Origin of the sequence: Rhizobacter sp., assembly GCA_019635355.1 — a bacterium.
GTDB lineage: Bacteria > Pseudomonadota > Gammaproteobacteria > Burkholderiales > Burkholderiaceae_C > Rhizobacter.
In genome coordinates this window covers 2,206,988-2,233,415 of the sequence record JAHBZQ010000001.1, presented here as the reverse complement: position 1 = coordinate 2,233,415, position 26,428 = coordinate 2,206,988, and the positions used below count along the sequence as shown (strand labels likewise).

At 62.9% G+C, this 26,428-nt stretch carries 27 protein-coding genes; 9 read left to right on the top strand and 18 right to left on the bottom strand.

What is annotated here, in order from left to right; all coding sequences use genetic code 11:
• Positions 1-579 precede the first annotated feature (579 nt).
• Genes KF892_09980 through KF892_09915 form a run of 14 tightly spaced genes read right to left on the bottom strand, consistent with a single transcriptional unit; the run spans position 580 to position 12,369 of the window.
• On the bottom strand, positions 580-1,140 hold the full coding sequence (locus KF892_09980; GenBank protein MBX3625329.1) for a hypothetical protein: 561 nt from the start codon (positions 1,138-1,140) through the stop codon (positions 580-582).
• Positions 1,137-2,600 (bottom strand): flagellar M-ring protein FliF, encoded by a 1,464-nt coding sequence (gene fliF, locus KF892_09975; GenBank protein MBX3625328.1) that lies wholly within the window; start codon positions 2,598-2,600, stop codon positions 1,137-1,139. Before fliF ends, KF892_09980 begins: the two co-directional genes overlap by 4 nt.
• A 55-nt stretch (positions 2,601-2,655) precedes the next feature.
• Positions 2,656-2,976 (bottom strand): flagellar hook-basal body complex protein FliE, encoded by a 321-nt coding sequence (gene fliE / locus KF892_09970; protein ID MBX3625327.1) that lies wholly within the window; start codon positions 2,974-2,976, stop codon positions 2,656-2,658.
• Positions 2,973-3,416 carry a flagellar basal body rod protein FlgC gene (gene flgC, locus KF892_09965; GenBank protein ID MBX3625326.1) on the bottom strand — a complete coding sequence of 148 codons (444 nt, stop codon included), beginning with the start codon at positions 3,414-3,416 and terminating at the stop codon, positions 2,973-2,975. The genes fliE and flgC overlap by 4 nt, the downstream gene beginning before the upstream one ends.
• Before the next feature lie 10 nt (positions 3,417-3,426).
• Positions 3,427-3,804: a flagellar basal body protein gene (locus KF892_09960; GenBank protein ID MBX3625325.1), complete on the bottom strand. Its 378-nt coding sequence runs from the start codon at positions 3,802-3,804 to the stop codon at positions 3,427-3,429.
• Between the two features lie 28 nt (positions 3,805-3,832).
• A complete protein-coding gene (locus KF892_09955) occupies positions 3,833-4,996 on the bottom strand; it encodes a flagellar basal body P-ring protein FlgI (GenBank protein MBX3625324.1) in 1,164 nt (387 codons plus the stop codon).
• On the bottom strand, positions 4,996-5,592 hold the full coding sequence (locus KF892_09950) for a flagellar basal body L-ring protein FlgH (GenBank protein MBX3625323.1): 597 nt from the start codon (positions 5,590-5,592) through the stop codon (positions 4,996-4,998). The genes KF892_09955 and KF892_09950 overlap by 1 nt, the downstream gene beginning before the upstream one ends.
• The gene (gene flgA, locus KF892_09945; GenBank protein MBX3625322.1) at positions 5,589-6,566 is read right to left on the bottom strand and encodes a flagellar basal body P-ring formation protein FlgA; all 978 of its coding nucleotides are present in this window, start codon (positions 6,564-6,566) and stop codon (positions 5,589-5,591) included. Before flgA ends, KF892_09950 begins: the two co-directional genes overlap by 4 nt.
• A complete protein-coding gene (gene flgG, locus KF892_09940) occupies positions 6,566-7,360 on the bottom strand; it encodes a flagellar basal-body rod protein FlgG (GenBank protein ID MBX3625321.1) in 795 nt (264 codons plus the stop codon). The genes flgA and flgG overlap by 1 nt, the downstream gene beginning before the upstream one ends.
• A 29-nt stretch (positions 7,361-7,389) precedes the next feature.
• Positions 7,390-8,151: a flagellar hook-basal body protein gene (locus KF892_09935; protein MBX3625320.1), complete on the bottom strand. Its 762-nt coding sequence runs from the start codon at positions 8,149-8,151 to the stop codon at positions 7,390-7,392.
• Positions 8,152-8,172: 21 nt separating this feature from the next.
• The gene (gene flhA / locus KF892_09930; GenBank protein MBX3625319.1) at positions 8,173-10,227 is read right to left on the bottom strand and encodes a flagellar biosynthesis protein FlhA; all 2,055 of its coding nucleotides are present in this window, start codon (positions 10,225-10,227) and stop codon (positions 8,173-8,175) included.
• A complete protein-coding gene (locus tag KF892_09925; protein MBX3625318.1) occupies positions 10,224-11,315 on the bottom strand; it encodes an EscU/YscU/HrcU family type III secretion system export apparatus switch protein in 1,092 nt (363 codons plus the stop codon). The genes flhA and KF892_09925 overlap by 4 nt, the downstream gene beginning before the upstream one ends.
• On the bottom strand, positions 11,315-12,067 hold the full coding sequence (gene fliR / locus KF892_09920) for a flagellar biosynthetic protein FliR (protein MBX3625317.1): 753 nt from the start codon (positions 12,065-12,067) through the stop codon (positions 11,315-11,317). Before fliR ends, KF892_09925 begins: the two co-directional genes overlap by 1 nt.
• 35 nt (positions 12,068-12,102) lie before the next feature.
• On the bottom strand, positions 12,103-12,369 hold the full coding sequence (locus KF892_09915) for a flagellar biosynthetic protein FliQ (protein ID MBX3625316.1): 267 nt from the start codon (positions 12,367-12,369) through the stop codon (positions 12,103-12,105).
• A 711-nt stretch (positions 12,370-13,080) separates the two neighbouring features.
• On the opposite strand from KF892_09915, the gene KF892_09910 reads away from it, so the two are divergent.
• The 4 genes from KF892_09910 (at position 13,081) to KF892_09895 (ending at position 21,139) form a co-directional block, all read left to right on the top strand.
• Positions 13,081-14,670 carry a hypothetical protein gene (locus tag KF892_09910; protein ID MBX3625315.1) on the top strand — a complete coding sequence of 530 codons (1,590 nt, stop codon included), beginning with the start codon at positions 13,081-13,083 and terminating at the stop codon, positions 14,668-14,670.
• Positions 14,671-14,749: 79 nt separating this feature from the next.
• Entirely contained in the window at positions 14,750-19,174 is a 4,425-nt protein-coding gene (locus tag KF892_09905) for an ATP-binding protein (GenBank protein MBX3625314.1), read from the top strand.
• Entirely contained in the window at positions 19,171-20,616 is a 1,446-nt protein-coding gene (locus tag KF892_09900; protein ID MBX3625313.1) for a multidrug DMT transporter permease, read from the top strand. The genes KF892_09905 and KF892_09900 overlap by 4 nt, the downstream gene beginning before the upstream one ends.
• A gap of 139 nt (positions 20,617-20,755) precedes the next feature.
• Positions 20,756-21,139, top strand: coding sequence for a hypothetical protein (locus KF892_09895; protein MBX3625312.1), 384 nt, complete (start codon positions 20,756-20,758; stop codon positions 21,137-21,139).
• Positions 21,140-21,244: 105 nt separating this feature from the next.
• Here the strand turns inward: KF892_09895 and KF892_09890 are convergent, their stop codons facing one another.
• Entirely contained in the window at positions 21,245-21,607 is a 363-nt protein-coding gene (locus KF892_09890) for a hypothetical protein (protein MBX3625311.1), read from the bottom strand.
• 86 nt (positions 21,608-21,693) lie between these two features.
• Here KF892_09890 and KF892_09885 point away from each other — a divergent pair, with 86 nt between their 5' ends.
• The 4 genes from KF892_09885 (at position 21,694) to KF892_09870 (ending at position 23,676) form a co-directional block, all read left to right on the top strand.
• The gene (locus KF892_09885; GenBank protein ID MBX3625310.1) at positions 21,694-21,963 is read left to right on the top strand and encodes a helix-turn-helix transcriptional regulator; all 270 of its coding nucleotides are present in this window, start codon (positions 21,694-21,696) and stop codon (positions 21,961-21,963) included.
• A gap of 182 nt (positions 21,964-22,145) precedes the next feature.
• Positions 22,146-22,379, top strand: a complete 234-nt coding sequence (locus KF892_09880) for a hypothetical protein (GenBank protein MBX3625309.1) — start codon at positions 22,146-22,148, stop codon at positions 22,377-22,379.
• Positions 22,380-22,768: 389 nt separating this feature from the next.
• The gene (locus tag KF892_09875) at positions 22,769-23,125 is read left to right on the top strand and encodes a hypothetical protein (GenBank protein MBX3625308.1); all 357 of its coding nucleotides are present in this window, start codon (positions 22,769-22,771) and stop codon (positions 23,123-23,125) included.
• Positions 23,126-23,484: 359 nt separating this feature from the next.
• The gene (locus KF892_09870) at positions 23,485-23,676 is read left to right on the top strand and encodes a hypothetical protein (GenBank protein ID MBX3625307.1); all 192 of its coding nucleotides are present in this window, start codon (positions 23,485-23,487) and stop codon (positions 23,674-23,676) included.
• 6 nt (positions 23,677-23,682) lie between these two features.
• On the opposite strand, the gene KF892_09865 is transcribed toward KF892_09870, so the two are convergent.
• Genes KF892_09865 through KF892_09855 form a run of 3 tightly spaced genes read right to left on the bottom strand, consistent with a single transcriptional unit; the run spans position 23,683 to position 25,713 of the window.
• Positions 23,683-24,090, bottom strand: a complete 408-nt coding sequence (locus tag KF892_09865; GenBank protein MBX3625306.1) for a SirB2 family protein — start codon at positions 24,088-24,090, stop codon at positions 23,683-23,685.
• The gene (locus tag KF892_09860; GenBank protein MBX3625305.1) at positions 24,074-25,273 is read right to left on the bottom strand and encodes an NnrS family protein; all 1,200 of its coding nucleotides are present in this window, start codon (positions 25,271-25,273) and stop codon (positions 24,074-24,076) included. Before KF892_09860 ends, KF892_09865 begins: the two co-directional genes overlap by 17 nt.
• On the bottom strand, positions 25,270-25,713 hold the full coding sequence (locus KF892_09855) for an Rrf2 family transcriptional regulator (protein MBX3625304.1): 444 nt from the start codon (positions 25,711-25,713) through the stop codon (positions 25,270-25,272). Before KF892_09855 ends, KF892_09860 begins: the two co-directional genes overlap by 4 nt.
• Positions 25,714-25,858: 145 nt before the next feature.
• Between KF892_09855 and greB the strand changes: the two genes are divergently transcribed.
• Positions 25,859-26,428, top strand: a complete 570-nt coding sequence (gene greB, locus KF892_09850) for a transcription elongation factor GreB (protein MBX3625303.1) — start codon at positions 25,859-25,861, stop codon at positions 26,426-26,428.

Here is a 26,428-nt window from a genome sequence, read left to right as displayed (position 1 = left end):
CCGATCAACACGGCCATGTCAGCCGGGTGCAGCTTGATGCTCAGCAGCGTGCCGTTGCGGATCTGGCGTGCAGCTTGTTGGATGAGTGCGGCCAGCGTGTCGGCGCGAGCCGCCTGGTCACCGAGCAACTTGCACAAGGCCTCGAACGCAAGCACCGCAGCCTGCGCTTCGAGATTCTCCAGGCGGGCGCTCAGCGCCGCTTCCAGGCCGTCGAGCAACTGGTCGAGGCGCACGATGCGCTGGTTGTGCTCCTGGGCCAACTGGGTCGCCTGCACCTCGGCCTGTGCCTGCAGTTTTGCGACCTGCGCCTCCATTTGCTCCCCGACTTGGCGCTGGGCTTCCTTCAACCCTTCGCGTACACCGGCTTCGTACCCTTCCTGGCGACCTCTGGCCTGCATTGCCAACGGGGTCTCGGCGGCCGCGACGGCCACGGGCTGCGGTGGCTTGGGCGCAGGGCCCCAGGCGCTCGCAGGCGGGTTGGTCGCGGGTCGAGACGGACGGGCGAGCATTTTGGAGGGTGCTTGCGCATCCACGTTGCGCAAGACCAGTGGCGGCCGGGTGGTGTCGTTCATGGTGGCCTCAGCGTGTGCCGGCAAAGCGGGTTGCCAGCTGTCGCCATGCTCGCTGCCAGGGTGGCTGGGCGGATTCCGTGGATGCCGCGTTCGTTGCCTGGGCCGACCGCGTGCGCACGCCATCGATCAATGCATCGCGCAGCGCCGGTGCGGGTGCGGCTTCCTCCGTGGCGGTGCGAAGCGCAGCTTCGATCGAGCGGCGTCGGGCCGGTGTGAGTGCCGCGAAGAGCGAGGCCTGCCATGCCCAAGGGCCGCAGCGCAACAGGGTGACGATCAAACGATCAGGCTCGCGGAGAAGTGCCTGGGCCGTGGTGTTGTGTGGCTGTTCGTGTGGTGAGCCTGGCGCAGCCGTGGCATTCAGGGCATCGGAGACCAGCGCCGGATCACCCGGGATGCCCAGGCCTGACAGCTCTGACAGCAAAGGCACCAGACGCGATCGGTCTTCGGTGCTCAACTGCTCGAGAGTCCAGGCGCGATCAGCTGCCGACATGGAATGCAGCAGCAGGGCGGCACGCCTCATCTCAGGCGACGACGCGGCGCCGGCCGAGGTGGCTTCAAGGAGTTTCATCGCTCGGGCCCTTGCGTTGCCGGGTTGCCTGCAACCCAGCTCTGGACCCGGTGCAGCGCGGCCTGCCGCTGCTCGGGGCTCAGTCCGGGAGCGGTTGACGAAGATGTTGCCTGGTTTGAGCGGCGTTGCCACACCAGGATCGCAACGCCCAGCGCGATGACCAGTGCCATCAGACCCGCCAGGGCAACCTGAAGACGATCATGTGGCGTCGACACTGGTTCGAGTCGCTGGCTGTCTGACTTGGCAAGATGCTTGTTGTCAGGCGCGTTGCTCGTGACAGGCGCGGCACCGCCTTCGGGCTTGGCCGTCCCCAAGGCATCCATGGACTGCACGACCACGATGTCACCCCGGTCACGTTGTGCGCCGACGGCGCCGCCGATGAGCGTCTTCAACTGCTCGAGCTGATGAGCATCGAGCGGGGCCTTGACCACCGCAACCACCTGGATCTGCTGGATCGAGCCCGGTTGAGACACCACCTGTTCCACGCGCCGGCCCACCTGATAGTCAGTCTCGCGGTGTGTACTGCCTCCGGCGGCGTTGCTTTCGCGCCCCGGGAGCGCCGCAGATTCGTCCTTGACCGTCTCGCGTTCACGCACGATGACACCGGTGCGGGCGTCACCGCCTTTGCTCGGCGGGCCGGTCACTTCTTCCGTCGTGACCCGGACCTGGTTCATGTCGAGGGTGACGTCGACGCTGGCCAGGGCGCTCCCGCTGCCGAAGGTTCGGTCGAGCACCTGGCTGACTTTGCGCGACAGGTGCTGCTCGATCTCCTTCTTGAGTTCCAGTTGCACAGGGCCGTCGGCCTGGAGATCGCTACTGGCAGGGGCGCGGGTGAGCGCCACGCCTTGCTGGTTGACGATGGTGACGTCTTGAGGAGCAACGCCCGGCACCGCGGCCGACACCAGGCGCTGGATGCCAGCCACCTGCTCGGGCCGCAGCGACTGCCCGTGCTTGAGTGCAAGCGTGATCGATGCCTTGGCCTTGGACTGTTCGCGCTTGAAGAGGCCTTCTTCAGGAAAGGCGATGTGCACCCGGACCGTTTCAACCTCCGAGATCGACAGGATGGTGCGCGTGATCTCGCCTTGCAGCGCGCGCTGGAAATTGACCTTCTGCGCAAACTCGGTCATGCCGAAGTCGTTGTTGTTGAATAGTTCGAATCCGACCGCGCCGTGCAACGGAATGTCGCGGCTCATGAGCTTGAGCCGCGTCTGGTGCATCGTGCTCTTGTCGACGAGGATGGTTGTCCCGTCGGGCCCGAGCCGGTAGGGCTGCTTCATGCGGTCGAGCTCTGCGGTCATGGCCGCGGCGTCTTGCGGCGACAAACCGGAAAACAAGACCTCGTAGTCGGTACGCACGAGCCACACCGCGATGGCAATGGTGGCACCAACGATGAGAACGATGCCTGCCACGAGCCCAGCCTTGGCTGCACTGCCGAGCGTTTGCCAGAATTCCTTGATCACCAACTTGCTCCGAAATGACCTGATGAACGTGTTGCGGGACGCAGCGACTCGGTCGCTACACCTGCATGCGCATGATTTCTTGATAGGACTCGAGCAACCGGTTGCGCACTTGCAGCATCAGTTGGAACGACAGACGGCTTTCTTCGAGTTTCAGCATGACGTGGTGCAGGTTCTCCGCGTCCCCGGAGGCCAGGCGCTGCAGATCGACCTGACTTGCCTGCAGCTGCTGATTGACGCTTTGAAGCCCTTGTGAAACGAGCTGCCCGAAGTTCGGGCCACCCGGCGCCTGCATGGCAGGTGCGGTCTGGCTGGCGGCTGCAGACGCCAGGGCATCGACGTTGACCGGCTGCAGCGGGGGCAGGAAATCGATGCTCATGCGCCGCCTCCGATGTCGAGCGCTTTCAGCGTCATGGTGCGCGCGGCGGTCATGGCGGCGACGTTCGCTTCGTAAGCGCGCGTCGCACTCATCAGCGTCATCATCTCGGTCGCCGGATCGACACCCGGGTAGGTCACGAAGCCTTGTGCGTCGGCCTGGGGGTGCCCAGGCTCCATGACACGGCGCGGTGCGCGCAGGCTGGGTTCCACTGTGGCGACCGGGCCGGACAGCGCGTTGTCCACGAGCGAGGTGAAGAGACCACCGGCCGCGACGGCGACGCCTGGCATGGCGCGTGCCACCACGTGAAGCGGCTTGTAGGTCTCGCTCTCGCGCGCGGCCACGGTGTGGGCGTTGGCCAGGTTGAGTGCCGCCACTTCGACCCGCATGCGTTCGACGTCCATGCCGGCGGCGCTGATGGCAAAGGATTGCTGGTAGTTCACGGGTGGTCTCCTAGCGCTTGCCTTCGCTTACCGCGCTGGCAAGAATGGACAGCTGCCGGTTCAGTGCGCGCACCAGGGTTTGGTAGTGCACCGAGTTCTGGCTCATCGCGGCCACCTCGACGTCGAGTTGAACGGCATGCGGTTGGCCGTCGACGCCGAGGTCTGGCTCGATGCGCACGCTGACTTGTGGTCCAGCCTGGACCTGCCCGAAAGTCCGGGCGGATTGGAGGCCCTGGTGGACTTGCGCCTCGAAGTTCAGACGCTGTGCCTTGTAGCCTGCGACGCCAGCGTTGGCGATGTTGGCCGCGTGCACCTGGTGTCGCATCGTGGCGGCGTCCAGGGCCAGCGTCAGTGAAGTTCCGGTCAGGGCCTCGACTCCGTTTTGCATGGTGCTCCTTCTCGTTCGTGTGTCTGGATCACTGCACGACCAGTTCGGCATGCAGTGCTCCTGCGGCTTTGACGGCACGCAGGATGGAAATGATGTCGCGGGTGTTGGTCTTCAGACGACTGAGCGACTGCACCAGGTCGGCGACGGTGTTGTTGGCCATCACGTACCCCGAGCCCGCGCTTTCGCTCACGTCTACACGGCTGTTGGTGACGACGGCCGTGCGCACGCTGCCGCCCGGACGCACCAGCAAGGTGGGCTGCGATACCGTCGTCTCCGCGTCGATGGAGACCCGCAGGTCGCCGTGCGATACCGCGACCTTTGAGATGCGTACATCGCCACCGGAGACGATGGTGCCGGTGCGTTCGTTGATGATCACGCGTGCCCGGCGGTCGGGCTCGACGAGCACGTTTTCAAGCTTCGCCAGGAAGTTCACCGGCCGGTCGCGGAAGGCTTCGGGAATTTGCACTTCGATGCCCGAGGCGTCGCGCGGTTCGGCCAAGCCCGAGCCCACTTGTCCGTTGATGGCGGCAGCCACTCTCGCGGCAGTGGTGTAGTCGGGCTCCTGGAGCACGAAGGTCACCGATTTGCGATCACCTGACATCGTGGGGCTTGCCACCTCGACGTTGGCCCCGTTGGGAATGGAGCCGACAGTGGGGTGGTTCTTCTGCACCACGTTCCCGTTGGCGTCGTAGCGGTAGCCACCCACCGTGAGCGGCCCCTGAGCGAGGGCGTAGACCTTGCCGTTGGCGCCTTTCAACGGCGTGAGCATCAGCGCGCCGCCAACGAGGCTGCGGGCATCGCCCGCCGAGGTGATGGTGATGTCGAGGGAGTCACCTTCGCGTGCGAAGGGCGGCAAGCTGGAGGTGACCATGACGACGGCCACATTGCGGCTCTGCACCTGATCGGCCGGCACCGTAAGGTTGAACTGCGAGAAGACATTGGCCAATGCCTGCCGCGTGGTGCGGTTGGTGGGCGAGTCGCCAGTGCCGGCCAAGCCAGTCACGATGCCGTAGCCGACGAGGGCGTTGTCGCGCCAGCCCTGGATCTTGCCGAGATCCTTGACGCGGATGGCGTCTGGTGTGGAAGTCGCGGCTGCAGCAGTTGGTCCAATGGCCAAGGCCCCGCAGCATACGAACAGAGATGCCAGCCAAAGGCGCAGGCCGTTGTCCGAGGCGTGAAGCAGCGTCTTCATCACAGGCCGATCCAATCGAGCAGTTGTCGCCACCAAGCCGGCTTCTGGCGGTCCGCCAACTCGCCGTCGCCGACGTAGGTGATGCGTGCGGCGGCGAGGCGCGAGGAGAGCACCACGTTGTTTTCGGAGATGTCTTGCGGCCGCACACGGCCTTCGACGTTGATGCGCTGTTGCTCATCGTTGATCAAAAGCAATTGCTCCCCCGCGACCTGCAGGTCGCCGTTGGGCAGCACCTGCTTCACCTGCACGGTGAGTTGGGCGAGCAGCTTGCCGGTGCGCGTGGTCTTGCCGCCGCCGTCGAACTCGCCGGAGGTGCCGATGCCCACCCCAATGGGTGCCACATGGGCCCGGGTCAACCCCGCGGAGATGTCATTGCTACGTCGCGTGGCCGTGTCTGCATTGGCGGATGCCGCGGCGCTCTCTACGATCTGCACGGTGAGTACGTCGCCCACTCGATAGGCCTTGTTGTCGGCCGTCAATGGGCGAAAGTTGCTTTCGCTGTACAGGCTTTGGGCCGCTGCGCCCGTTGCGGCGAGTGCCAGGCACACGGCGATCAGCGGGGCGCTCAGTTGTTTCATGTGGGTGCTGATGTTCATGGTGTGACCTCGACCAAGGCGGTGCTAACGACTTGGGCCTCGACCCAGGTTCGGGCGCCCGCGGGTTGAACTCGGATGCGTTGGCCCGGCTGGCCGCTTTGCAAGGCTCGTGCCGTAGTGGTGAGAGAGATGAGGCCGGCTTTGCTGTGCATGGTGACGTCGCTTCCACGTTCGACGGCAGGGCGGGCCTCGACTTGCCGCGCCATCAGCACCTGCCCCGCCCGGGCATGCGCCTTGAGCGTCTCCCCGACGGGTGATCGCGTCAGCGTGGGGCCCTGCAGACGTGTCAGGTCTGTCATCTCGAGCATCGCGTCGGCCTCGGTGACCGTTTGGCCCGGTGCCACATCTCGGCGCAACACCCAACGCTGACCGTGGGCTCGCACATGAAAATCAACAGGGATCGCTCGCACGGTGCGGCCTGCAATGACCACGTCGAGCCACACACGCATTTGCCTGCTGGGCTGGAGATCGGCGGCCCATGCGCGGGCTTGCAAAACCCACTGGCCCGCTGGAATGTTGGCGGCGGAAACGGCGGTCGTCACTTTGGCTTCGTGTTCCTCGGCTTGGCCACGCAACCAGTGGTCGATGAATTCCTGGGCAGCGGCCTCCATTTCCGCACCGGCCAGTGTCTGGCTGGCTCGTTCGATGGACACGGATGGAGCTCCGGTCATGGACCATGCATGGCCCTTCAGGCTTGCCTGGCGCGCCAGCCACGAAGCCACGCGCTTGCCGCTCAGATTCATCGAGTCGCCGGCGAGCGGGGCCGAACCCAGCGTGAGATCGGCCACCAACTGCGCCAAGGCTGTGTCGGACGAACGGATCTGGGCCACCTCACCCAGCTTGACCACGTCGGCTGATGCGCGAGCGTGGGGCTTGAGGTCGACTTGCAGCGCAGCGGCCGTTGCAGCTGTGGGCAAGCTGAACACAGCTGCGATGCCAAGGCTCGCGCACACCAATGCGCCAAGGAGATTCATCACCTGCGGAGGTTGTTGACCATGCCGAGCAGCTCGTCGGAAGCCTGGACCACCTTGACGCTGGCTTCGTATGCACGCTGGGCGACCATCAGGTTCACCATTTCTTCCACCATCTTGACGTTGGAGCCTTCCAGATGGCCTTGGCGCAGCGTGCCCAAGCCTTCTTCACCGCCGCGCCCTGCAATGGCTTCGCCTGAGGCTGGGGTGGCGCGATAGAGGTTGTCGCCGTCAGCGTTGAGCAAAGCGGCGTTGGCGAAGCGCACGAGCTGCAGCCGACCGATTTCGACCGGGGCGGACTGGCCGGTCATCTGCACAGTCACACGGCCATCGGTCGAGATGACAAGGTTCTGCGCGCCTTCGGGGATGCTGATTCCAGGTTTGAACGCATGGCCGGATTGGGTGGCAAGCAAGCCGTCGCCATTGACCTTCAGCGTGCCGCCGCGGGTGAAGGCCTGGCCACCGTCGGGCAGGCTCACTTCAAGAAAGCCATCGCCAGCGATCGCGAGGTCGTAGGCAGAGTCGGTCTTTTTCATGTCGCCCGCATCGAAGAGCTTGTGGATGGCAGCAATGCCCACGCCCACGCCCTTTTGCGGTGCGCCATCCAGCAGCGAAACGGAGTTGGTGCCGCCGACACCCATCGCCCTGTCGGCGTCTTTGGCGACGAGGTCGAAGAAGCTGACCCGCGATTTCTTGAAGCCCGCCGTATTGACGTTGGCCAGGTTGTTCGCGACGGCATCGACATTCTGTTGCTGTGCGTTCATGCCGGTGGCGGCGATGTAGAAAGCGTCGAACATGAGAGAGTTCTCCCGCGAAAGTGAAAAGGTCAGAGGTCGCCGAGCTTGCGGATGGCGGAGCCCACCATCTCGTCGTAGCCCTGCACGGTCTTTTGAAGTGATTCGAAATGCCGCATGGTCTGCATGAGCTGAACCATCTCGGTCATGGAGTTGACGTTTGCGTTTTCCAGGTGACCTTGGCGCACCTGGATTTCATCGTTGCGCATCAGCCTTGCCGGCATTGATGAGGTGTAGAGCCCACCTTCGAGAGCTTGCAGGTTCGCTGCCTGTTCGAATCCGACGACCTTGAGCTGTGCCACGACCCGACCCCGCTCGGTGATGTAGCCGTTCGCATCGATGGTGGGTTGGGCGTCGGTCAGGACGATTTCGCCGTTGAGGCCCATGACTGGGTGGCCTTGTGGCGTGACAAGGCGGCCTCGGGCATCGAGCTGGAACTGGCCGTGCCGCGTGTAGGCTGGGCCGGTTTCGGTGGCCACTTCGAAATATCCGGGCCCGGCGAGCGCAAGATCCAGGTTCTGGCGGGTGGGGCGCAGGGTGCCGGCGTTCATGTCGCGAACGATGTCGAACGCGGGCATCGCTCCCGTGGCACGGCGTTCACCCGAGCGCGTGGCTGCAAGGCCGACGGCTTGGGTGAATGACAGGCCGGAAGCATCAACGGCGATCGGGCGCTGAAGCAAGACCTCCCGCTTGTAGGCCGGAGTGGTGGCGTTGGCGAGGTTGGAGCTGACCCGTTCGAGGCGCGCCGCATCGTGCTGCATGGCCGTAAGGGTGATGGCGAGGATTTCTTGCATGGAGGGTCTCGGGGCTGAAGGTCAGAGCGTCACGACGGCATAGGACTTCAATTCGATCGCCGCGGGGATCTCGTTCATCGACAGGATGCGCAGGTGTGGCAGTACACGCTCCGACATCGTTCGCAGGTGGCGCCGCAGGTCCGGGGAACAGAGCAGAACAGGCAACAGGTTGTTCTTCATCATTCGTTCGGCCAGGGCGACCAGTCGCCCGAGGAACTGCTCAGCGAGCTTGGGGTCGAGCACGAAGGGTTGACCTTCTTCAGCGGCTCTCACGCTTTGCATGAACTGGTTTTCCATGCCAGGGTCGAGCGTGAGCACATGCAGCGAGTTGGAATCTCCGACGAGGGTCTGACAGATGGCGTGGCCCAACCGTTGGCGCACTCGTTCCGCCAGGTAGCTGACGTCTTTGTTGCTGCGACCCGCATCGGCCAGGGTCTCCAGGATGGCTTCGATGTGGCGGATGCTGACTTTTTCGCGCAGGAGGCTTTGCAGCACGCGCTGCACGTCGGTCACTGACAGGACGGTGGGGATGAGTTCTTCCACCAGCGAGGGCTGCGTCTGGCGCACCCGGGTCAACAATCGCTCAGTGCCAGCGCGCGTGAGCAGCGTGGCGGACTCCCGACGCAACACTTCGGTGAGATGGGTCATGAGCACCGTTTGCGCATCGACCAGCGTGTAGCGAGCCGTGACCGCTTCTGCGCGCTGGGCCGGATCGATCCACAGCGCGGGCAGGCCGTACGTGGGATCTTTCGTCAATTCACCGACGATGGATTTGACGTCACCGGTGGGGTGGATTGCCAGCAGCTTGTCCGACTTTGCTTCGCCGCGGCCAGCGATCACCCCGTCGATGTGAATTTCGTAGCGGTCCGGCCCCAAGCGAGCCACGTCCTTGAAGCGCACGCGGGGGAGGATCAGTCCGAGCTCCTGGGCATGCTGCTTGCGGAAACCGGCCACACGCTCCATGAACACACCATCTGCCTGCCCAACCACGGCCGACCAATTGCTGCCCACGTGGACTTCGATGGGCTCGACCGGCAGGTTGGCATACAGGTCGTCCTTGTCGGTCGTGGGCTCCTCGTTGCTGTTGTCTTCAGTCGCGGCGCTGGCTGCGTCATGCCTGCGCTTGGACGCGCGGTAGGCAAGCCACGCAACGATCAACACGATGGACAGAAGGACCAGCGTGGGCACGGCGGGGATGCCCGGCAAGAGCAGCAGCGCGCCCAAAGTGGCCGCGACGAGCAGGAGCGTTTTGGGGAACGATGTGATCTGGCGCAATGCTTCACGGCTGAGGTTCGTGTCCGACGCTGAACGCGTGACGATGATGCCGGTGCCAACCGCGATCACCAGCGCCGGCACCTGTGTCACGATGCCATCGCCAATGGTCAGCAAGGTGTAGGTCTGCAGCGCCTGGCCCCAGGGCATGCCCAGCTGCATCACACCGATCACGATGCCGCCGATGATGTTGATCAGCAAGATAAGGATGCCTGCGATGGCATCGCCTTTGACGAACTTGCTGGCGCCATCCATGGCCCCATAGAACGCTGCACCGCTCTCAAGGGTCTTTCGGCGCTTCTGGGCCTCGGCCTGGTCGATGAAGCCCATGTTGAGATCGGCGTCGATGCTCATCTGCTGGCCCGGCATGCTGTCGAGCGTGAAGCGGGCCGCCACCTCCGAAACCCGCTGTGCACCGTTGGTCACCACGACGTATTGCACGACGATCAGGATCAGGAAGACGATCAAGCCGATGACGTAGTTGCCTCCCACCACGTAGGAGCCGATCGCGCCGATCACCTTGCCGGCCGATCCTTCCGACAGGATGAGTCGGGTGGCGGCGACGTTGAGAGACAGCCGGAAGAGCGTGGCGATCAGAAGCAGCGAGGGGAACGTGGAGAACTCAACCGGCTTGAGCATGTAGAACGTCAGTAGCAGGATGAGAAATGCCAGGCTGAAATTCGCCAGCAGCAGGAAGTCGAGCAGTGCCGGCGGGATGGGCATGAACAACACAACCAGGATGCCCAGGACAGCGAGCACCATCCCGACGTCTGAGTGCTTCCCAAACAGGCGCCACAGCTTCATGCCGGCTCTCCACACCCAGTGCTGTTGCGCATGTCGCGGGAGGTGATAAGCCAGACCATGAGTGGTGCCAGGTTCGTGTAGAACTCCGGCGGCACTGCCTGGTCGGGTTGCAGTCGTGCATACAGGGCTCTGGCGAGGCTGGGGCTTGGCACCACCGGAATGCGGTGTTTGGCCGCAATGGCTCGGATGACGCTGGCGGTGGCGCCCTTACCCTTGGCCAGCACGACAGGCGCCTCCATGTCGCCGTGCCGATACTTGAGTGCGACCGCGACGTGGGTCGGGTTGGTCAGCACGATGTCGGCGTCGCGTGTTTTACCAAGCGAGTTGCTGCGTTTCAGGAGCTCTCGCCGCAGTTCGCGCATGCGTGAGCGGATGCGCGGGTCGCCTTCGCGGTGCTTCACCTCCTCGCGGATCTCGCGACGGCTCATCTGCATCTTCTTCGCGAACTCGCGCCGGGTGTAGGCGAAGTCGATCAGCGCGACGAGGCCGAGCGCGATGCACAACTTCCAGCCAAGCGATGAAGCCGAGTCGTTGAGCGCCGCGACGAATGTGAGCGGCGTGACTCCTGAGAGTCGGTGAATGGAAGGCAACATCGCTGAGAGCGCGACCACGACGACGAGCGACAGAAACACGAGTTTCAGACAGGCGCGACCCGTGTCATACAGCGTGCGCATGGAAAACAGGCGCTTGAATCCACTGGCTGGATTGATGCGCTGCCAGTCCGGTTTGATGGGATGGCTGGAGAAAATGAACCCCGTCTGGGCGATGTTCCCGACGATGGCGGCCACGACGATCATCCCGAAAAGCGGCAGCAGAAGATGCAAGGTGAATCGCACCGCATGTGCTGACAGTTGCCACAACGCATCAGAGCCTTGCGCATGCGTTGTGGCCATGTTCAAGAGCGCGTGGTCGAAGCGGAACTGCGTGCGAAGCAGGTCGAAGGCATATCCGGATAGATAGCCGACCGCAGTGACCAGCACGGCGAGCGAGATGAGGTCGGCACTCTTGGCCACTTGGCCGCGTTTGCGCGCCTCGTCCAGCTTGTGAGGAGTGGCCGCGTCGTTGCGGTCCAGTTCTTCGCTTGCCATCAGCGGAACGCCGCCTCCCACGCCTTGAAGATTGATCCGTTGATGCGCGAGATGACACCGGCCATGCCCACTGCCGCGAAACTCAGCGTGGCAATGCCCACCAGCACCTTGACCGGAATGGCGAGCGCGAACATGTTCATCTGAGGCATGTTGCGCGACAGCACACCAAGGCTCAGCTCAACAAGGAAGAGGCAGAGCATCACCGGCGCGACCATGGCAAACCCGAGGCTGAAAGTCGCGGCCACCTGCTTGAGCAGCGGTTGGGCCAGTTGTGCTGTCGGCCAAGCGTGTCCGAGGGGAAAGGCTTCCAGGCTTAGTGTGAAACCTCGCAGCAACAGGTGATGCGCATCGCTGACGAAGAAGGCCACCAGCGCCAACCACGTGAAGGCCGATGACAGAACCGGGAGTTGTTGTCGAGTGAGCGGGTCCAGAACCTGCCCGATGCCGAAACCGATTTGCACGTCGAGCAGTCGGCCGGCGACCGCGAAAGCGGAAAAGGCGAGGGCCACACCGAACGCCATGGTGGCGCCCAGCGCCACTTCAGTGGCGAAGCCTGACAAGAGATAGCCCAGCGAGACAGTCTGCGGTACCTGCTCGGCGCAAAGGGGTGCCAGCATGGCCGAGAGAGCCAGCACGATGGCGACCCGTACCGAGCCCGGGATGTGCGTGGCTGAAAACGGTGGTGCGAACAACAGGAGGGCGCCCAAGCGCGCTGCCATCAGCAAGGTGGCCGTCACCCATGCCTGGCTCATCGTCGTACTGCCCAAAGAGAACATGGCTCAACCGACTAGAACATCGACGGTATGGCCGACCAGAGTCGCGTGGTGAACGACGCCAGCTTATGCAGAACCCAAGGTCCGAAGACAACCAGACTGATTCCCGCGGCCGCAAGCTTGGGCACGAACGTGAGTGACATCTCCTGCACTTGTGTCACCACTTGCAGGACACTGATGCACACACCGACGATCATGGTGACGCCCAAGACTGGCAGCGACACGACCAGACCTGTCCAAAGCAGGTCCGCCAACATCTGTAGCGCCAGGTCCGCGTGCATATTCCTCCCTCAACTCGGCCGTCCTCTGTCGCGAGGTGTGATCATTGCCAGTTGGCATGTCAGGTCCGATAAGGCAGCAGTCTAGCGGACGTTCGTTGCGCTGGGTGCAACGCATCGGGAAACAACCTACCCGCATCTGCGGGTTGCGGCTAGTCGCAATAAGGCTTTCGCCTTAGGTGATCTGTCGACTCCTGGAAGGCGGCTTACCGCGGCGGCAACAGGCCGAGCACTTGAAGCGCCGTGAACGGCTAGCTCCTTCGAAGCCTGCTGGGTCAACAGGATGATTGGTCCCAGCCCCGCTGGTGCCGGAGTCTGGCGGTTGTTTGCGCAGCGTGCTACTCAGCTCGAGCGTCTTTTGCGAGGTGACCGACGAGGTCACCGCTGCTTGGGTTGATTGTCCGCTTAAGACTGAACTGAGACCCTCGCGATTCAGGCCTTGAGCGACAGCTCCCGCGAACACCGGCCACTAGACGCCGGTAACTCGGTCAGCAGTTTCAATCCTGGAACTGGCCGCTCGCCTGACGACTGGTTGGTGGTCTACTTTGAGCGTTACCCAGTTGCGCCGCGCGTGAGGGCGGGGCACTCAAGCATCCGGGAGACGCCAAAGGAGAGAACTGGACGCCTGGACCATCCGATGAAGATGAAGGCAAGGTCCGAGCGACTGGGGGAGCCGTGTAGCTAGCGGGCGTGAATGGCGACACAGGAGAACGAATGAGCAAGCCAGGGAAGAAGAAAGCTAAGAGTCAAGCGGGGAGAGCGAACTCGAAGTTCGCCTCGCACAACATCAGCATGCTTGATCACCATCAGCGAGTCGGAGGCAAGCTCATTCCGCCGCTGGCGCAACTGCCCAAGATGGCGACATCTTCATGGGTCGATCACCACATGCCTGAGATGCTATGGGCTGTACTGCTAGCTGGCACCATGGAGCGTCGGCACTACCTCAATTGCCTTCGCAGGATTGCAGTCGTGTGTCGAGAGTGGTTCCTCAAGAGTGATCAGACCTCCGACGCCGAGGACGAAGCCGAAGCTGCGGGAGATACAGAAGCCGGGCTCGATTTCAAGGTCATCGTCGATCACACAAAGCTGGCCGAAGTCTCGGACCAGGAGTTCAAGAAGTTCCTGTCCGTTCCCTTGTCGCACCCACTGGGATATGCGGCGCTCCGGCCCTTGCTACTACTTGACTGCCTTCCTGGCCACGAGCGGTGGCGTCGCGAACTCGCGGTCGAGCCGACGGGTGATGACTGGAACACGCTCGCCCGCTCGGTCGCCGGTGTGCTCGATCATCAGTCAGAGGCTTCGACCGACATTCGATGGTTCAAAGTCATCCTCCCGATCATCTCGGGCCGCATGTTCTTCCCAGAATCTGCCGCCGAAAGCTTGGAGGAGCTTCGACTGTTCCCTGACAAGGGGGACATGCGTCGAGTCCGCCCCTTCATCAGGTCCGCCGAGATGACGATGAGGCGGAATCCACCCAGCCTGTGGGCCGATGAGTTCTGGTCCCTCGCAATGCGTAGTACAGGATGCCTAGACCCCTCCGAAGGGCAAGGCTACACCTTCATCGACACTCACATCGACCCCGACTCACTTTACGCTGCGCGCGACGAAGTTGTGGAGCGGTTTCGAAGGAGCATTTCTCCAGAGCGTGTCGATCCGAGATTGGATTCCGCGTTCGGTCTCGCCCTGTATGCGTTGAGTGTGCTCGAAGAGGTTGGTATGCATCGCATACACACCCGGATCATCGGAGTGGTGTCGCTCCGAGCGTTGGCTGAGGTGTGCATAACGCTCAGATACCTTGCGCATGTGGATATGCCGCCGATGTGGCAGTCATATCGCGTTTACGGCGCCGGGCAAGCCAAACTTGCCTTCTTAAAGATCCAACAAACCCTGGGCGACTTGCCAGTATTTGTCGATGAGGCAGCTATCCACGCCATTGCGAATGAAGACGTCTGGCAGGAGTTTTTGAGCATCGACGTGGGCCACTGGGCAAACAGCAACCTGCGAAAACTGGCTACCGAATGCGGCGCCAAGGACATTTACGATCGTTACTACGACTGGTCATCGGGCTTTATGCACGGCAACTGGGCTGCAGTCCGCGACACCAACTTTGTGACGTGCCACAACGCATTGCACAGGCTGCACCGAGTTCCGAGGATGGCGCATCGGCCTCTGCCGTCCGTTGAACCCGACTGCGTCGAGCTGGTCAATGGGCTGCTCGGTGTACTGGAGAAGCTGTACCCGTCAGCAGAAGCGATCCCTCGTGTTGCGCTGCTTAACGCAAAGCAGGGCGGGGCGCCAAGTTAGGTGGCAGCGACTGCAAGGTTTGCGATGAGGCATCTCTAAGTTCTCGCCGTGCGACTACCCTTGCCGGCCATTCCATTCCATGTCTGAAGAGATTAAGAACACTGCGATAACTGCCGCAGGCTACGTATACCAAAATCGGCAAGGGTTGCGCCTCCTGTGCGACTGGCTCGACGCACCGACGCGTTACACCCGGGTGAAGTTCGAGTGTGACGACGAGGCCGACGCGCCGAAGGGGTTGGACGACATCGTGGCCGAGCGAACTGGCGGCCTCGTCGACCTTGAGCAGGTCAAGTACACACCGAACCCGGCGGTGCACGCGCTGAGCTGGGAGTGGATGCTCGAAAAGTCCGGCAGGACGGCGAAGTCTAGGTCGATGCTGCGGAAGTGGTTTGACGCCTTTGCCGTGTTGGACCCGGCTCGGGTCGGCGTGATCTCGCTGAAGACGAATCGTCGGCCAGATGCGGAAATTGAGGCGTGCCTCTCCGGCGGGCGAATCGACTTCGCCAAAGTGCCCGAGCCTCGGCGCTCAGCGTTGCTCGCAGAGCTGGGTGACGAGTTGAAGTGCGAAGCCTTCTTCAGTCAGCTGCAGGTTCTTCACAGCGACAAGGGGTTCGAATCGCTCGAGCACGAGGTCGATGCTCGACTGCACCGGCACGGCACGCCTGAGGGCATCGCGAACCTCAAGAATGTCGCCTTGAACTGGGCGATCCGGAAGAATTTCCCGCCGCCGGACGGGTGGATCTCCCTGGACCAGGTGCGCACCATCCTGCGGGCAGCGCCGCCGGCGCCCTTGCCTGAAGACTTTTTCGTGCCTCTCGGATATGAGGTGCCGGACGAGACGTTCCACCGGGACTTCGTGCGCGACACCGCCGCTGGTGCCGGGCAGGCATTTGTGCTCACGGGGCCGCCTGGCCGCGGGAAGAGCACGTACTTGAGCGCGCTGTGCGACAAGCTTGCTAGCTTGGACATTCCCTCGGTTCGCCACCACTACTTCCTGTCGACGACCGAGCGGGGGCGCGACCGCGTGCATAGCTACGTGGTTGAGCAGTCCATCGCGGCACAGGTCAAGCAGTTTCATCCAGGCGTTCAGACGCACGGCGGTGACTTGCGAGGGCTACTCGAAGCTTGCGCGGCCTACTACCAGGAGAAGGGCAAGCCGTTCGTGCTGGTTCTGGACGGCTTGGACCATGTCTGGCGCATCAACGCAGCCGACAAGCGCCCGCTGGACGACTTGTTCTCCCAGGTCCTGCCGTGCCCGGACAACATGGTCCTGTTGGTGGGCACGCAGCCGGTCGACGATGCCCAACTGCCCAAGGACCTCTTGGCCGCCGCACCGAAGGCCAGTTGGCGAGAGTTGCCGGCGATGTCCGAAAACGCGGTGTTGTCGTACCTGCGCAAGGCCGTTGACGAGGGCAGGCTGTCGACCCGATTCGACCATGAAGAGCAATCGGAGCGCCAGTTGCAGGAGACGGCGACCGCGGTTCGCAAGAAGACCAACGGCCACCCACTGCACGTCATCTATGCCACCGCGGAGCTTGAGCACGCCGGGGGATACCTGGACAGCTGGGATTTCGGGCGGCTGCAAGGGGACATGACCAAGGAGGTGAAGTTCTACTACGCCTCCCTGTGGGAAGAGCTGCCGCCTAGTCTGAAGGACACGCTGCGCTTGGTGTGCGCGTTCCCCTTCTTCTGGCCGAGGGCTGCGTTCTTGGATATTGCGGCGAAGCTCGGCATTGCTCAGCCCGATGTCGCGAAGGTGGAGCACCTGTTGCATTCTTCGGTCGCAGGCTTGAAGGTGTTCCACGAGAGCCTGGCCGTCTTTGTGCGCTCGACTCCGGGATACGACGAGCGCATCACGGAGCTGATGCCGGCGGTGGCGAGCTGGCTGGAAACATCGGCGCCGCCCTCTTTGCGCGTCAACTGGCTCTGGTCGGTTCAGGCCAAGCTCGGTGACCCCAAGAACCTCATTGCCGGGCTGACCCGCGACTGGATCATGCTCCGTCTGGAGGAGGGCTATCCAGAGTCGCTGTTCGATACCTTGTTGTCGGAGGCCATGGTCGCGGCGCTGGATACCAATTCGTTTGCCGATGCCTATCGCCTTGACCATCTCAAGGCACGGATGGTTCGTGGCAGCGAGTTTCAGATGCAGGACGACGACATGGCTCGGCTTGTGTCGTTTACGCTGACGCTGACAGCCGAAGATGGTGTCGTCCGAGAGGCTGTGGCGTCGCGGCACGAGACGGACATCCTGCGTGTGGCCGCCCTTGGCTTGGCCTTGCAGGCACGAGGACAAGCGGTACTGGCCAAGACCTGTGGTGCCGAGGCACTGCGGCGTTTCAGAGGTCTCAGCCGCTTCTCCACGCGGTACTCGTCCAACGCAGGGACTGCTGATTTCAAGTTCTTGGTCGAGGCGTTCGCGCGCCTGGGTGTTCTCGGTGCGACCTCGGAGGCGTTTGCCAAGCTGGTTCGTGAAAACGGTCCCATCGTGTGGATGCCGAGAGCCCGGATGCTGGTTGATGAGGGAGTGCTGGACGACCTGATGGACGCGACCACCCCGCTGCCGCCCGACGACCCGGATAAGAGTGCTCTCAGTGACGTCTGCGCCCGTGCGGCTGCAACGGCCGGGGTGAGCATCTTTGACCGCGACGACTTCAGCAAGCTGGCGCGAACCCCGTTCGTTGCCGCATTGGACGCCGCCCGCTCACGGGTCTCGAAGCCGCTGAACGAGCCCATCCCCATTGAGTGGCTCAAGGGTGACTACTATGAGCGAAAGGACGACCTGAGTGCGCTCGTCCACCATTGGTTCTTCAGCGGTGTGCACCTGAGCCTTTGCATGCAAGCGGAAGGACAAACCGGCTTCGAGTTCGTGCGGGCGCCCACCTACGAGGACAGGAGGAACATCACCTACTTCCTGAATTCGCTCTCAGCGATTGCAGCCCAGGTTGCCGAGCGCTGGTGGCGCGGGGAGTTTGTGGACTTCAATCAGCTGTTCGAACTGCTCAAACCTGTCCAGTTCAGGCGCTTCAGGCAGGGGTACGACGCCAGCTCAGCTGCTGAGGACTTCCGGGCTGGACTGCATCGCATTGCCTGCGATATCCGGCTGGGCAGCTGCCTGCTCGCCGGTCGCGACGATGTTGACGTCACTGAGGCGACCATGGTCGCCGCAGGTACCAGCGAGTGGTTCGACCCTGCTTCCTTCCGCGCCCAGTACGAGGCAGGATTGCTAACCAAGATGAGCGATGAAGCAGCAGCGGCCTTCATCCAATCCCAGCGCGTCCTGCTCGATGCCGAGATCCGCCAGGAGACCAGCGTTCATCTTCAGACGCCTCTGCAACTCTGCGGCATCGCCCTCAGCCACGGCTTGAACACCAGCGCCCGGGAGCTCTGCACTCAGACTTGGGAGCTGGTGACCGGCTACGTGCAACGCAAGGACCCCACCTTGAACAACACCGTCGACGCCATTGACTACCTGGTGGAGGTCGCGCCAGACGATGCTCGACGGCTGCTCAGCTTGCTTTCGCCCCAGGTCCACCGCGTTCTGGACTTCACAGACGGAAAGGGCACGAAGCACGTGCTCTCAGCCGCGGACCGGTTGCTGGCGAAGCTCTGCCCGCCAGCTCTGGTGGTGAAGTATGAGGAGCACACGGACGCGGGCGATTGGTCGCATGCGGAGGACAGCCTGCGGGCGTACGTCGAGCAGGGTGTGAGGGACGGTTGGCCCCTGGATGCGCTTATGCGCACGGGTGTTCACCCAGAGGTCCAGGACGCGTTGATGCAGCTTGAACGCAATGGTCAGGATGGCGCTGCCGAGCGGCTGCGTGTTCTCAGGGAGCATGCCGGCTGGGATATCGGCGTGCTTCAGCGCAATGACTCGTCTAGCGGCGACATTGACAGCAATCCATACACAGGCGACGTCACCACGTTTGCACCGGAGCAGGTCGACGAGCTGCTGGCAAGCCTGTCGACCAGCTACAACGAGAAGAAGAGGCTGCTTCGAGCCTGGTACGAGCACTGGGATAAGGCCGGGCAGGGCAAGCGCCTTCTCGCGGCGTTGGACAGCTTTCTTCAGTCAGACGAGGGGCGCAGGAACGGCATCCTTGAACTGTCTAACCTCGCCTTTGAGACGAGGCGCAAGCTGAGTGGCTCGAAGGCTGCGTGGAATTACCTTGTCCAGGCGCAGATCCGGAAGGGTGCATGGCTTGGCTTCGCGGAAAGCGAAGAAAAGACGCGTAAGCGGCTGGATATGGTCGTTCAGCACTACCCGAGTCGCTGTGACGAGTTCGTCGGGGCGACAACGTACGCCATGTTCGGAGAGCCCGAGCCGCCGCGTGTAGCTCCGACGGTTCTGATGGTCTATTTCTATGCACGGCAGAAGCGCGTTGCCGACGCCGTGAAGTTCGCCGAGATGATGGTGAATTGCGTGCTCGAAGACACTCGAACTCTTCCGCTGGAACGGCCGCGCTGGGCGGAAGAACTCGACGCTGCGAGGGCGAAGGGCACGTGATGGAAGACCTGCGCATCCTCGTCGCCAGGCTGGGCTGGCCGTCGACCACTGCACGGTGGTGGACCATACAGGAGCTCGCCGCTCGCCTGGGCGCGCCGGCGTCGAAAGGGGCGACGGAGGCCGCACTCCTTGACTTCCTCGGCACAAGGAAGCTCGAAGCCGAGGTGGTGGAGGCGCTCGTAGTCTTCTGGATGGCCGCGCAGGCGCACGGGTACGAGGCCAGCCCGAAACTGGCCGAGAGCATTCCTAAGACGTCTATCCTCTCGGAATTGATGCTGAAGAGCCTCGGTCTATGGGCGGATACCACGGACGAAGGCCTCAAAGAAGTGCCTGAAGACTTCGAGATCCCACAGGATTTCAACGGGGTGCAAGGTGCGGACGTTCCGCGGATGTTCCGCACCTCCATGACGGAGCTTGAGGCCGCTACGCGGCTGCCGTTCGTGCGCCAGATGGCTTTCGAGTGGTCGATGAACAAAGGCGCCTACCCGGACGCTCCTTTTCAGGGCGACCCTTGGCACTTCTCGCGCTCCTTGGGCGACGGGTTCAGAGCCCAAATCTCATCTCGGACTGCCTTGCGGATGATCTCCGCCTACCACCGCACGTTGGCGGTTGCTGAGGCGTTCTGGGGCATGCCTGCCGATACGGCGGAAGACCGGGCTCTGTTGGCTTTGCCTGTTCACCCGACACTTGCGCTGCTCAGGCCTAGACGACCGGCTTGGTTTCCAGGCCGAACGGAATTCGACGGCGATGACGAGGCTATTGGTGGGGCTGTCCGCAGCCTCGTCGAACGGGTTCAGCTGGAGCGTCCTGGTGATGAGCTGATGGCCTTCTCGTCGCCCGTTGTGATGTCGATGGACCGCTGTCTGGAGGTCTCGGTCGTCCGGTGGGCGCAGGCGGCAGGTGGCAGCGTCGCTGATGAAGGCTTGGCGGAGCACTTGAAGGACCTGTGGAGAACCGGCGAGCTACTCGCAAGTGACTTCCAGGAGCCTCTGGACACGACTACGGTCCTGGAGTCGCCAGCTCCCCACGAGATAGCCGATGAGGAGAGCAAGGCATGGCCGCTGGCCAAGCCGCTCGACTTCAACCGGCTAGGCTACCTGCAGCACGACCTTTACCCGGGGCGGCTCTTCTTGCCGACAATGCCAGGGCGTGGACAGTTGGAGGTCACGCCCTGTAGTGGAGGGCTGGAGGTCAAATCCGGTAGTGAGGTCGTCGCAGACCTTTGCTACTGGAATGCAGGCTGGGGATCAGTTCGACCCATGCAGTTCGACGGAAACTGCGGTATGGCCCTTGTCTCCAGAGGCACGGCATATCGCACATCACCGGATGAGACAGTCCAGGAGGTGCGATCGTTCTACTTCTGGCGCGTGAGAACGCTCGACGAGAAGAGTGGGTTCAGCGGCTTTGAAGAAAAGCTAACCTATGGTGTCACCTTCGTGTGACGCAGCTCCCTTTCAACGAATCTTCATGAGGCCGCTGCTAGGGGCCGCTTAGTGGCCGACAGCGTGAGTTCATCGGTTCAAGCCGACCGGCAGCAACCGCTGCACAGCTGCCAGTCACCATCTAAAGGTCAACGTTGGACTGGGTGCTCCCAGTCGACTTCGGCACCGCTGCTCGCTCGCGCAGCCGCCACCGTGGGTGGCATCGCACGACCTCGATGAGCTGCGCCAAGCCACCGAGGAGTTCTCGCTCGTGATCCGCGACCTCTCGGCACTCCAGGAGCGAATCAAGCTCTTGCAGGAGGAGATCGCCGCGCAGGTGAGCGAGCAGACCAACCGGAGCCTCTTCACCTTGACGATGGTCACCGTGCTGGCGCTGCCGATCAACATCACCACCGGCTTCTTCGGCATGAACGTCGGCGGCATTCCGTTCGCGGAACACAAGGCCGGCTTCGTGCTGGTCGTGCTTCTGGTGGCTGTGTTCACCGGGGTGGCGGGCTGGCTCGCGTTCCGCCGCCGCGATTGAAGCCCTCGACTCGACCGACCAGCTCCTATCGGTCGATCGTTCCTAAGCAACCGCCGGAAACTGTCGCTGGGGTGTTGCTCTTGCGGCTCAGCCTTGACTGCCAGATCAATCGAACATGCTGCTCGTGGGGCTGTGCGAATGCAGGCTTGAATCAGTGACCCCCCACGGATTGCCGTTGATGTCCAGCGATCCCATCATGGGTGAGCCGTCCACGTTTGTTGCGGGGCTCCAGTAGTAGCTCTCAGTGAAGGGTGCCCACGGTGCGCTGTGTTGCGCACGGGTCCCGCGACAGCTCCATGCCCACGGTCCGTCGTCGTCCATGGCGCTGCTCGACTTTGTTGAGCGGTAGGAGCGTTGCGTTGAGTTCGGATGATGCGGCGTCCTCAGCACTTCCAGCGTCACCGCGCGAACCATCCGCTCTTCTATCCAGGCAAAGGGAAAGAGAAGGAGAGACAGAAACTTGCTCATGTGATTGCAACAAATTTGGGCAGAACTTGATTATGTGACTTAAACGCGGCTGACGCAAAAGCGGCTTTTTCTGAGACTTCGGTCCAATGTCTGGCGGCCGCACTCCGAATCAGCCTGCGCTCTCTGCGCTCTCTGCGCGGGAGTTGCTTGCAGCCAACATAATTCGTTTGCGCCGCGCGCGGGGGTGGTCGCAGGAGGACTTGGCGCTGGAAACCGGCCTTCATCGGACATTCATCGCTCACACGGAGCGCCTGGTCAGGAATATCTCGCTTGACAACATTGAGCGCATCGCGCGTGCCCTGGGTGTGCCCACCTACAAGCTTTTGATGCCCACCAAGGCGAAAGGCAATGTGTGATGCGACTTGTCCACGGCGGTGGGCGTCGCTCGCGACGAACGCACGCCGCGGTGGGCAAGTCAGCTCGAACTGAATTGCGTCGTGCTTGTTTCAGGATCGCTCGCTTGAAGACCACGATTTGCGTCGAGACCTTTAATCAAGCACCATCTCCGGCATCGTTCGAGTGTTGAAGGGCGGTTCCCGTGAGCGCAATCGAATTTAAAAGGGTCAATCCGCAGACTGCCGGCACCCACATCCCTACCGGTTGGATCGCCTATCGATCGACCAAAACAGTTGCAGCAATGCTGGCCGAATCGGTAGAAGAGCTGATGAGAACCGAAGGACTGACGAAGGGCGCAGCAGAAGCGGAGCTTCTTAGGCGCGCACTGGCGACACTTGATCAGCACTTCCCCCCGGCAGTTCAAGCCTTCGCATGAGCAGTCAACCTAGTTTGCTCGTGCTAGCGCTTTTGCTTCTGCTGGTTGTGGCTGGCGTGTTTGTGCGATTCATGTGGCCAGTGGGGCAGCTCAAGCGCGCACAGCTTTGGGCCATCTGCAGTGGAAACGATGACGCGCTGGCGCTCGCGAAGGCAACGACTTCGAAAGCTTGGCTAAGCGCGTGTGAGTGGCGGCTTGCGATGCGCGAGGCAGCGAGGCTGGTGACTTCCGACATCCTGCGTCGAGCAGGCATAGTGGAGAAAACTTCCAATCACGACCGCTCAAGCTAGATCCGCATTCACCTGATCTAAACGCTCCATTGAGTTTGTGTGCCTGTTGAGCAGGTGCCTTGAGCAGCGCATGCGCTGCATAACCCAATGGAGTGATTGATGAAGTTTCAAAAAAGCTGCCGCAAAAGACATGTGTGCTTGAACCGTGGAAGTCGAAGGAAGCCGCAGACAAGAGAGTTCGGGCTTTGGTGGTGTTCGATCAAGGCCTTTTCTAAAGAGGGGCACTCGGCTGTCGCTCATCTGAACGACTGGGCTGATCTCGTTTTTGGTTCCGGCTTGGAGTACGGAGGACTTACCTCGCATCATTGGATGGACGTCCAGGTGTCAGGCCGTGGCGACAAAGCCAAGGTGCAAGCCAAGGTGAGGGCTCTTGAGAGATGGCTCAGCGAGAGGTTTCGGAAAGTCGAGATGTCGCCGTTGCTGGGCTTGAATGACGCCTCCGAGCCCAATGCTTGAGTGTGAGCCGTTTAGCCGGCTGAGGCCGGCCGCGCTGGGGCGCTTTTGGGGGGACTGAACTGCCAAAGACAGTGCAAACCGGCGCAAGATATTGGGAATGGACGGCCGAGTTCTAAATCAAATCAATAACTTAAGCGCGACGCCAAAACTACGAACCAAGGGGTCGTGGGTTCGAATCCTGCCAGCCGCGCCAGAACAATCGTTCTAGACCAACGCCTTAGAGGTTAGCGCCTCTAGGGCGTTTGTCTTTCTGCGCCGCCGCCGCCACGTCGCTGCGGAGACACCGGTTTCCGTGGTTCACGGCCGGCCAAGTCTCTGCGAACATCGCACACTGCGATCCACCCGACCAGCGCTGCGCCATGCACTCCCTCATCCGCTTCATCGCCGTCGCATTGCCGTGGCTCTTCTTCCTCGTCGGGATGGACGTGTTGCTGGACACGCGCAGCTCGGGTGAATTCGTGTTCGTGCCGAATCGGCTCTTCTACCTGCTGCTGCCGATATATGCCGGTGTCGTGGTCGCCGTTTTCCGGCTCACCCGCAAGGGAGACTGAGCGCGCTCAGTTCGTGACGAAGGGCAGCGTGTTCTTGGTGATCGCCACCGAGACGATGTAAGCGAGCGTCGCAAACGCAGCCAGCATTGCCAGGCACCGCTGTGGCGCGGGCCGCGACGGCTTCAACGCCACCATGCCGAGGCCGATGTAGACCATCAGCGCCACGATCTTGGCCGCCAGCCAGGGTGTCGTGAGCGGGTTGAGGTGAAGCCACACCGCCAAGGTCACGGCGCTTGCGAGCAGCACGGTGTCGATGACGTGCGGCAGTGTCTTCGCCGTGCGGCCGGTGACCCACCGCGCCCCCATCAGAGATGCCAAGGCGCGCAGCACGAAGCCGGCGATCGAGAGCGCCACCGCGCTCTGGTGGATCAGCTTGACGGTCGCGTAGTCCACGAGGTCAGCCGGGTTGCCCATCGAGCCTCGGGCGGCTCAGCACCGGCCAGTAGCGCACGGCGTAGAGACCGAAACCTGCCGACCAGAAGACCGCCGACAGCAGGATGGCGGGCAGCGCCCATGCCGGCCAGGCCAGGGGCAGGAACACGCGGACAAGCGCTGCGCAGGCCACGAGCGCGTAGGCAATGGTGTCAGCCCCATCCGCCTTCAGCGGCCGCGCCGTGTGGCCGCGTGCGGTGCGCGTCATCATGCCCATCACCAGGCTGCCGATCGCACCCACCGTGAGTGCGTGGGTGGAGGTGGACGTGGGCACCCAGCCCAGCGCGGCGATGGCCCGCAGGGCGAGGTGCAGCACGATCCACGCGTAGCCAAGGTGCAGCACCCACACCAGCGGCTTGCGCAGGGTGGCCCACGGCTGCCACAACACGAGGCGTGTGCCGTGGGCCAGCGCGGCCAGCGCCGCGATCGACGCCATTGCGGCCGCCGACAAGGGCAGCAGGTCGGCGACGAGCAGCACCAGCACGCTGCCGAGCGCCAGCTTCTCGACCCAAGGGTGCCGCTTCGCATTGGCGTTGGGCACGCCGTTGTTGGTGAACATCGGGATGACCCGCCCGCCCATCACCGCCATGATGAAGAGCACCACATCGAGCGCGAGTTGCACCCCGAGCCACCCCGGCAGGTCGAGTGCGCCGAGTTGCGACAGGTGCAAGCTGAGGTTGGCCAAGCCCATCAGCGCGAGCAGCCCGACGAAGAAGTAGTTGCGCTGGTTGCGCGAACGCCAGAACGGGACCGCCAGCCCCGCTGCCGCCGCCAGCGGAAACGCCGCATTGACGACGGCCGAAGCCAAGCCCCACGGCGTGAGCACCAGCACGCGACCGGCCAGCCACAGCGCGGCCAGCGCCATCAAGGTGCGGCCCGTGGGGGTAGGCCGGCCCGACCAATTGCGCCCGGCGGTGAACAGGAAGCCGACGACCACGGCCAGCGTGAAGCCGAACACCATCTCATGCGCATGCCACAGCGGCCCGCTGAGATAGGGCTGCGGCAACCAGCCGGTGAACTGCAACGACCACAACAGGATCGACAGCGCCGCGAAGCTGCTGGCGAGCAGATAGAACGGCCGAAAGCCCAAGGCCCACAGGGCGAAACCGCGTGGCGCAGGTCCCGGGCGCGGAGGCTCGTCAAGCTGCAGCAGGGCGGCCCTCACGATGCCACCTGCAGAAACAGCACCCGCGACAGCGCGTTGCTGTTGCGGGCAATGTCGGCGAGCGTGCAGCCGTCGAGAACTTGATAGAACGCGTCGACCGCTTGCTGCAGCACGCCGCGCAGCTGGCACAGGTGCTCGATGCGGCAGCGGTGTTCGCTGGGGCCGAAACACTCTGCGGGGGTGTCGATGCCTTCCGTGCGACGCACCACCTCGCCCACGACGATCTGGTCCGGCGCCTGCGCGAGGGTGAAGCCGCCGCCCTTGCCGCGCACGGTGTTGAGCCAACCCTGCTTGCCGAGAAAGTGCACGACCTTCGTCAGGTGGTTCTCCGAGATCTCGAAGCAGTTGGCAATCTCGGTCACGGTGGCGCGTCGGCCGGGCTGCGCCGCGAGGTAGATCAGCACGCGCAGGCTGTAGTCGGTAAAGCTGGTGAGTTTCATGCGGCCTGGGAAGTGCATCAAGAAGATGCATTAGAGATGCATCTATCGTAGGGAGCGCTCGTGAGGCAGAGCTTGATCCAGGTCAAGCCACGCCCCGCGGCGACCCTTGTCACGGTCGAATCGGTGAATCCCAGACAATGAGCGCATGAACAAGGCTTTCACCAAGGAGCCGGAAGGCGACGACGACGATGACGACAGCCCCGGCTTGCCGCCACTGCCGGCCGGCACCAAGAACTACCTCACGCCCGAGGGCTACCAGCGGCTGCGCGAAGAGCTGATGACGCTGCTGGACGTGGAGCGGCCGAAGGTGGTCGAGGTGGTGTCCTGGGCTGCGAAGAACGGCGACCGCTCGGAAAACGGCGACTACCTCTACGGCAAGAAGCGGCTGCGCGAAATCGACCGCCGCATCCGTTTCCTCACCAAGCGGCTCGACATCGCCGAGGTGGCCGACCCGTCGGCCCACTTTGGCAACGATCAGATCTTCTTCGGCGCGACGGTGACCTACGCCAACGCAGACGGCGACGAGCGCACCATCACCATCAAGGGCATCGATGAGACCGACAACCTGAAGGGTGAGGTGAGCTGGATCTCGCCGATCGCGCGCGCGCTACTGAAGGCACGGGTGGGCGACGAGGTGTCGCTCGTCACGCCGGGCGGGCTGGAAAAGCTGGAAGTGGTGGAGGTCGTGTACCCGAAGCCCGGGCCCAAGGCCTGA